The sequence below is a fragment of the Pseudomonas sp. FG86 genome, from assembly GCF_057808775.1.
This window is the reverse complement of the sequence record NZ_JBMDIS010000051.1, coordinates 37,022-45,041: the sequence shown is the minus strand read 5'-3', so window position 1 is coordinate 45,041 and position 8,020 is coordinate 37,022. Positions and strand designations below refer to the sequence as shown.

The following is an 8,020-nucleotide window of genomic DNA, read 5'->3' as shown; positions in this document are numbered from 1 at the left end:
TTTTGGGGCCGCTTCGCAGCCCAACGCGGGGCAAGCCCGCTCGCCACAACAAGCCTGCTCGCCACAGGGGGGGCGGTTTGCTGCGCCACAACGCTGCGTCGAAGAGGGAGTGGGGCCTCCCAGATTGTTGGTGAGATCGGTGGCTGTCAGCAGCCGTAACGCTTGCTGGCCTCGATCGCCAATCCACTGCCGATGCTGCCAAAGATATTCCCTTCCACATGCCGCGCATTCGGCAGCATCGCCGAGATGCTGTGGCGTAGCGCCGGAATGCCGCTGGAACCACCGGTAAAGAACACCGTGTCCACCTGGGCCACCGCCACCGAAGCGTCATTGAGCAATTGGGTGACGCTGTTACGCACGCGTTCCAGCAAGCCATCGATGGCCGATTCGAACAAGCTGCGGCTCAGGTCCACGCTCAGTCCTGGCTCAACCCGGTCGAGCAGCACATGGCGGCTGTCTTCGTGGGTCAGTTGGATCTTGGTTTCTTCCACTTCCATCGCCAGCCAATGCCCGGCGCGCTGTTCGATCAGCTTGAACAGGCGGTCGATGCCGCCGGTGTCTTCGATGTCGTAGCGCATGCTGCCCAGGGCCAGCTGGGATTTTTGCGAGTACACCGAGTTGATGGTGTGCCAGGTGGCCAGGTTCATGTGGTGGCTGGTGGGCATGTAGGCCCCGCTCTTCATCCGGCTGCCATAGCCGAACAACGGCATCATGCCGGCGAGCGAGAGTTGCTTGTCGAAGTCGGTACCGCCGATGTGTACGCCGCCGGTGGCGAGGATGTCATCGTGGCGGTTGTCATTGTGACGGCGATCGGGCGACAGGCGCACCAGTGAGAAGTCAGAGGTACCCCCGCCGATGTCGACAATCAGCACCAGCTCTTCTTTTTCAATGGTGGACTCGTAGTCGAAGGCCGCCGCGATCGGTTCGTACTGGAACGAGATGTCCTTGAAGCCGATCTTGCGTGCCACGTCCACCAGGGTGTTTTCCGCTTCCTGGTCGGCCATCGGGTCGTCATCGACGAAGAACACCGGGCGCCCCAGCACCACCTCTTCGAACTCACGGCCGGCGGTAGCTTCCGCGCGGCTCTTGAGCTGGCCGATAAACAGCGCCAGCAGGTCGGTGAACGGCATGGCCGTGCCGAGCACGCTGGTGTCATGCTTGATCAGCTTGGAACCCAGCAGGCTCTTGAGCGAGCGCATCAGCCGGCCTTCGTAGTTTTCCAGGTATTCATGCAGGGCCAGGCGCCCGTAGACCGGGCGGCGCTCCTCGAAGTTGAAGAACACCACCGACGGCAAGGTGATCTTGTCGTCCTCCAGCGCGATAAGCGTCTCCTCGCCGGGGCGGATCCAGCCGACGGTGGAGTTGGACGTGCCAAAGTCGATGCCGCAGGCACGGGCTGGGGATGGGTTTTCCATGTCTATCGGGTTCCGGTTGAAAAACGGCCGCGCAGTGTATGCCACCCGCGTGCAGATGCGTAGGCCGACTATCTGTTAAATAGCGGGCACTGCGCCTTGAAAGACCAGGGTTCGTCCCCAACTTGTCCAGCATACGGTCGGTGGGTGCAAGGATATTCGTGCACTGCCGATAAACTTCTACGCACCCATCGGCTTGGGATTGAGATCAGTCAATTCAAACGCTGCAATCCGGCGCATGCTGTGCCGCTGGCTGTGCGAAATCGATCACGGAGGGTGACCCCCCAGATGGACTTTAAAGACTATTACAAGATTCTTGGCGTAGAGCCGACGGCGGACGACAAGGCGATCAAGGCGGCCTATCGCAAGCTGGCGCGCAAATATCACCCGGACGTGAGCAAGGAAAAGGACGCTGAAGCCAAGTTCAAGGATGCGTCCGAGGCCTATGAAGCGCTGAAAAGTGCCGACAAGCGCGCCGAATACGACGAGTTGCGCAAATACGGCCAGCATGGCCAGCCGTTCCAGGGCCCGCCAGGCTGGCAGAGCCGTGGCGGCTTTGGCGGTGGCCAGGGCACCGAGGACTTCTCCGACTTCTTCAGCTCGATCTTTGGCGGCCGTGGCGATGCCTTCGGCGGTGGCCAGCGCCGCAGTGCCGGGCGTAAGGGCCAGGACGTGGAGATGCAATTGTCGGTGTTTCTTGAGGAAACGCTGTCCACCGAGTCCAAGCAGATCAGCTTCCAGGTACCGCAATACGACGCCTCGGGGCGGCACGTCAGCAACACCACCAAGAGCCTGAACGTGAAGATCCCCGCCGGCGTGGCCGACGGTGAGCGCATCCGCCTCAAGGGCCAGGGCGCGCCGGGTGTTGGCGGTGGCGCCAACGGTGACCTGTACCTGATCATCAAGTTTGCACCGCACCCCAAATTTGAGGTGGAAGGCGAAAACCTGGTGATCACCGTGCCGGTGGCGCCTTGGGAGCTGGCGCTGGGTACCGAGGTGGCGGTGCCTACCCTTACGGGTAAGATCAACCTCAAGGTGCCGGCCGGCAGCCAGAACGGCCAGCGCATGCGCGCCAAGGGCCATGGTTTGCTGAACAAAAGCGGGCAACGCGGTTACCTGTTTATCCAGCTGAAGGTCGTGATGCCTAAAGAGGCCAATGACGAGGTCAAGGCGTTGTGGCAGGCACTCGCTGAAAAAGCCGCTTTCGAACCGCGCAAAACCTGGAGTCACTGACCCGGCACCTGCCCTGCATAGTTAAGGCCCGGTCTTTGTGGGTCATGAATAAGCTCCTCGTTTCTCATAGAGGTACTGGTTCATGGCCCATTCTCAAACCCCGCTTCCTCCGGGAGATCAGGGGCAGCACTATGCAACGCTCGTTTCCCTCATACCGCAGGCGCTGGTAAAGGCTTCGCCTCCCCAGCGTACGGCGTTGCGCGCTATAGACCCCAAGCTCCCCGCTTGGTACACCAGCGCTACCCAGCAGCAAAAAGACGCGCTCAAGACCTATGTCGACGCCAGTTGGACCTCATTGGTCCAATGGGAAACACAGATGGCGAAGATCCAGACGGTTGTGGCGTTCGCCAAGCCGCTGCTGGAAGCAGCCCTCAAGCGTGCCGGCCACGTGCTGGATGTCGAGCAAACCTACTTGCGCCTGTATGTGCCGGTCGAAGACGCCTTCGGCAGGCCGACAGGCGGGTTCAGGTCCAAGACGTTTTCAGTGTTGCAAGCGGCGCTCAACAACTTCGAAGAACCGGAAACCGCGGTCGGTTTTTTCAACAATGTGTCGGGCTTCATCACCCGGCCCGACGATACATTCGGCCATTTTGAGCGGGCGCCTACGTTACTCGCCATTGACGCATTTGCCCGTATTTGCCGTGACCTGGACCTGGGTGGTCAATACCAGACCTACCTCAAAACCCATGTCCGCCCCTCGGATGTGGTCTCCCAGGCACTGCTGCGCGATCGTTACATCACTTGGCAAAAAGGTGCCCTCAAGGCGGCGGCGCACCTTGCGTTACTCAAGGGGGATATTGGTGCGGACGATTTTGCCTTGCTGCTGAAAGTCGCGGCTGGCGAAAAGAACATCCAGGTCGACGGCAAGCCAGTGTGGTACCACACACCGTGTCTGATGCACCTGCGGTTACAGGGTTGCCTGCTGATCGAGCCGTGCGCGGTTCATCGCTACGGCACCTGGTTTATCGCCTGGATTCCCGATGACCCGGTCCAGCCGATCAAGCGGTATGAATCGTTCATTGATTTTCGCAAGGAAATGACCACTCGCCTGACCGCCGGCTCGCAAGATGACGACCGATCAAAGGGGTTCACGGCCACGCACTACCAGACGTTTTTCAGCCGTTTCGTGGCCAGAAAAGACCGACCCTACTATTTCCGCAGGCTGACTGAGTTGGTGACGGATGCGCCGAATCAGCCCTGGACAGTACGGTGGATGCGCTCGGAGCGCGGGCAGTTCTGGACGAGTGTGTTGGCTCCGTCGCCTTTCACCGGTGTCCTGGGCGACCCGGCCCATTCCCTTCGCGTCCCGGCCAACCAACCCAACCTGGATATCCACAGCGATCCGATCAAGGGCGCCTGGCTGGAGGTTGACCTCTGGGACGAACTTTACGAAAACCTGTGCACGCGTGTGCTGGACGATGGGTTCAGCGAAGCGATTCCGACCGCCCAGGCCGACGCCGCCAACCACGCCCGCCGCCTCTCTCACTACTTGAGCCTGGGCATGTTGGTCGTGAATACCGTGTCGATGGTCGTGCCCCCGCTGGGGTACGCGATGCTGGCCGTGACGACCGGTCAGTTGTTGTATGAGGTATTTGAAGGGGTGCATGAGCTGAGTGTCGGTGAGCGCGAGGCGGCTTGGTCGCACCTGGGGGATGTGTTGGAAAACCTGGCGATGCTGACGGCGGCGGCCCCCGTGTTCCATTTCACCGTGTCGCCGTTTGTCGAAAGCTTGAAGCTGGTTAAGTTGCCCAGTGGCAAAACCCGGTTATGGAAGCCAGACCTGACCCCCTACGTGCGCAACATCAAGATCTCGCCCGATTCGGTGCCTTCCGCTGAGGGCCTGCACAGTTATGGCAGCGACAAAATCCTGGTGTTGGAAGGTAAGCCCCTGGAGCTGAAAAAGGACCCCTATCCGGGCAAATATCGCATTCAGCACCCTCGGCGCCCCGATGCTTATCAACCTGAGATCAATTACAACGGTTCCGGCGCGTGGGTAGATGAAGTGGCGCAACCCCGCAGCTGGCTGCCGTCCCGCCTGATGCGGCGCCTGGGCCCTTCCATGGAGGGGTTCAACGACAGTGAGTTGGAAAGGATTCGGACCGTCAGCGATATCGACAACGATGTCTTGCGTCGCGTGCATACCGAAAGCGAGGCGGCTCCCGCCATACTCATGGACACGGCCAGGCAATTTCAGGCGTATGCCGATGCGGTCAAGGTGAGTGAGTTGATAGGCAGCGGCGAACTGTCGACTCCCAAGGCCCAGTATGCGCTGCCGTTGATAGTCGAACTGCCTGGCTGGCCGGCGTCCTGGGCAATCGAGTTGGTGCCGGAGGGGACGGCGGCCACACCTGTACGCTATGGCGCTCAACTCACGTCGCCTGAACAGGTGCTCACCCTCCGTCTTGAGGAGATAAAGGCGGGCAAGTTATTCGAGCGGGTGGCCCAGGCGCTGAGCAAAGAGCAGATGGCGCAGATACTGCGCCATTTCTTTCAATACATTCCTGAAGACGTCGTACGGCGCACCGAACTGTTTCAATCAGCCCTGGCGGACTTTTCGGTCCGGGAACGCGCCAGGTTGTTCAAAACACTCTATGCCGATCAGGTACTGCCGGCCGATCAGTCCCTCCAGGTGTTGCTGCGTGATTTCACGGGGTTACCCAGCTCGATGGGCCGCCAGTTGCTGAATGCGGCGCCCGCCGCTGAGCTGGCGACCCTCAAGAGCAGCGGCAAAGTGCCGTTCAAGCTGGCTTTGCAGGCTCGTCATATGCAGCGGCAGATGCGCCTGGTACGTGCCTATGAAGGACTGTATCTGGATGCCCTGGCCAACCCTGATACCGAGGCGTTGGTGCTCAACACCCTGGAAAAACTTCCCGGCTGGAAAGACGACTTACGGCTGGAAGTGCGCGAAATCAACTATGACGGCCTGTTGCGGGCCAGTGTCGGCCCCGTTGATGCGGCTAACCGCAAGGTGCTGGTTTGGGTTTCGCAAGGTCGGTATCAGGCATTCGATGAGGAAGCCAATTCACTGCACAGCATCGACAACCTCCATGGGTCGATTCAGCATGCCCTGACGGATGCTCATCGCACCGCTTTGGGCCTGCCCCATGTTGGACAAGGGCAACAATTGAAAGGGTTGATTCAGCAATATGTCTTGTCCCGGCCACAACTGCGCAAAGTCTTGCATATGGTTCCCGACAGCCGACCGTTTTTCCTGCCCCCCAGCGCCTTGCCAGGCAATCGCCGTGGCTATCCCTTGAGTGGTCGGGGTGTGGGGCTGAGCACCTGGGATCAGATCGTCAAGGAGCGCCTGCAAACGTTGTATCCGGACTTTACCGATGGCGAGATAACGGCATTGCGGACAGCCAACGATCCCAATAACGATGCCTGGCTCAAGGCGCTGGAGCGGGAATACAAAGTATTGGATGCGACATTGCAGACCTGGATGGCCACGCCGATTGACGGGGGCGGGGCGTTTGGCAGCCCCGCCTATCGCGAACAGTTACAGATCAGGAGTGCCATTGCGCGCGTGCTGAAGGACGCCTGGCGCCGAATAGGGCCCCGGCATCTGGACGTCACCGGGCGTTACCTGGGACAGAGTATCGACCTGGAAAGCACACAGATCAGCCAGCAACTGCAGAGCCTGCCTGCATTGAGCGCCAACTTCGATCACGTGACCTGGCTGAATGTATCAGGGTCCGATTTCAATGACACCAGCGTGCCCTTCCTGTCGAATTTCCCCGAGCTGCTAGGCCTCAATCTTGAGCTCTGCGAGTTGACGCAACTGCCTTCGGCGATCACGCAGATGTCGAGCCTTCAAGAGCTGGATCTATCGGATAACGAGATCGTTCTGGACGCCGATGCGGTCGGGCGACTGAAGTCGATGCGGCATTTAAGGTTGCTCGGGTTGAACGGCAACCCGCTGGGACTTGCACCTGACATCAGCCAGATGCGTAACCTACGATTGTTATGGCTGGCCAGCAGTGGGCAAACGGGCTGGCCCGAAGGGCTGTTCGAAGTGCCAAGGGAGCGTTCGTTCATGCTGGATTTAAGCGCCAACAGGCTCGATCGCATACCGGATGTGGTCCCAGGCTCCGAGCACGCTGGCGTGCTCGCTCGGACGGTGGTGGAGCGCGATTTGTTGACGCCGCAAGTATGGAGCACGCTCAAAGGCTACATCGAATCCGTCGGCCTTGACCCCGAGCGACGTTTTCCGCCACGGGGCACGCAGGACAGCGCGCACTGGATGGAGGGTTTGACCGCAGAGGAATGGCAGGCCAAACAACCTGCCTGGGATGCCTTGGAGCATGCAAAAGGATCGGAGCCGTTTTTTGCCGCGATCAGAGAAGTGTCGGAGTCGTCCGATAGCTATACGCCAGAATACAGGGCTGAGTTGACGGCGAAGGTCTGGCGCATGCTGGAGGCCGCCGACGCCGAGCCCAAACTGCGAGACAAATTGTTCCTCATGGCCACGGCGCCGACCACCTGCGTCGACGCCGGGGCGCAGTTGTTCAATGCCATGGGGGTGGAGGTGATGCAGTGGGAAGCCTATGCGTCGAACCGCCCCGAGTGGATCAAGGTCGAGCTGCTGGACCTGGCCAAGGGCAAGTCACGGCTGGATGAAGTGGGCAGGATTGCCCATGGACGGGTGGCTGAGCTGATCGCGAACGGTCGCCACTACCTTGAATACGATGGCCAGGGCCAGCCGATACAACGGTTTGACGAGAATGGGGAACTGATAAAACCCGTGGATGAAACGGGTATTCACCTGGGCTATACCCTCGGCCTTGCGCGTCGACTGGACTTGCCTTGGCAATCCCGGAGCATGAGGTATCCCGACAATGAGGATGTGCCCCCTGAGTTGCTTGATAAGGCGGCGGAACGGGTCCTGAGCCTGGAAGAAGGCGACTTGCTCAGGGAGCAAGTGCTCGAACAGGACTTCTGGCGAAATTACCTTGAAGCCGCCAACCCCGAGGCATTCGAGGTGGTGATCAACAAGTCTGCGGCCCTGGATGATTTGCTGGAGGCGCAGAAGGCATGGGCGGCCAATGGGCACCTTACGGCTACGCAGAAAGCCGTCCTGCGTAAAGACATCGACATGGCGGGACGAGCCCTGGGCAAGCCCTCCAGTGAAATTCGTCCCGGCCAGGTGATGACGGACGAACAATACTATGCAGACATTCTGATCTTGGATGAGGAAAGGAAAACCATACTGCGCAGGCTCTGTGACCAGGCGATGGGGCGTGCCGCCAGCGTTGCCTAGTGTGCTCGACGCCCTGTACGCCCGGTGTGCGTTCACTGACCAGGTGCGCACACCGATCGCCTGAGATGCGGTAGCTATACAGTCCACCCACACCGGGTCGTTCGATAGGCTGAGG

The 8,020-nt window shown here is 60.0% G+C and carries 3 protein-coding genes; 2 read left to right on the top strand and 1 reads right to left on the bottom strand.

Annotation, left to right across the window (positions count from 1 at the left end; all coding sequences use genetic code 11):
• Positions 1–146 precede the first annotated feature (146 nt).
• On the bottom strand, positions 147–1,415 hold the full coding sequence (locus tag ACODSV_RS25240) for an Hsp70 family protein (RefSeq protein ID WP_150054409.1): 1,269 nt from the start codon (positions 1,413–1,415) through the stop codon (positions 147–149).
• Between the two features lie 285 nt (positions 1,416–1,700).
• Here ACODSV_RS25240 and ACODSV_RS25235 point away from each other — a divergent pair, with 285 nt between their 5' ends.
• On the top strand, positions 1,701–2,645 hold the full coding sequence (locus tag ACODSV_RS25235; protein ID WP_150054410.1) for a DnaJ C-terminal domain-containing protein: 945 nt from the start codon (positions 1,701–1,703) through the stop codon (positions 2,643–2,645).
• Positions 2,646–2,727: 82 nt separating this feature from the next.
• On the top strand, positions 2,728–7,905 hold the full coding sequence (locus ACODSV_RS25230) for an NEL-type E3 ubiquitin ligase domain-containing protein (RefSeq protein WP_150054411.1): 5,178 nt from the start codon (positions 2,728–2,730) through the stop codon (positions 7,903–7,905).
• The last annotated feature ends 115 nt before the right edge of the window (positions 7,906–8,020 follow it).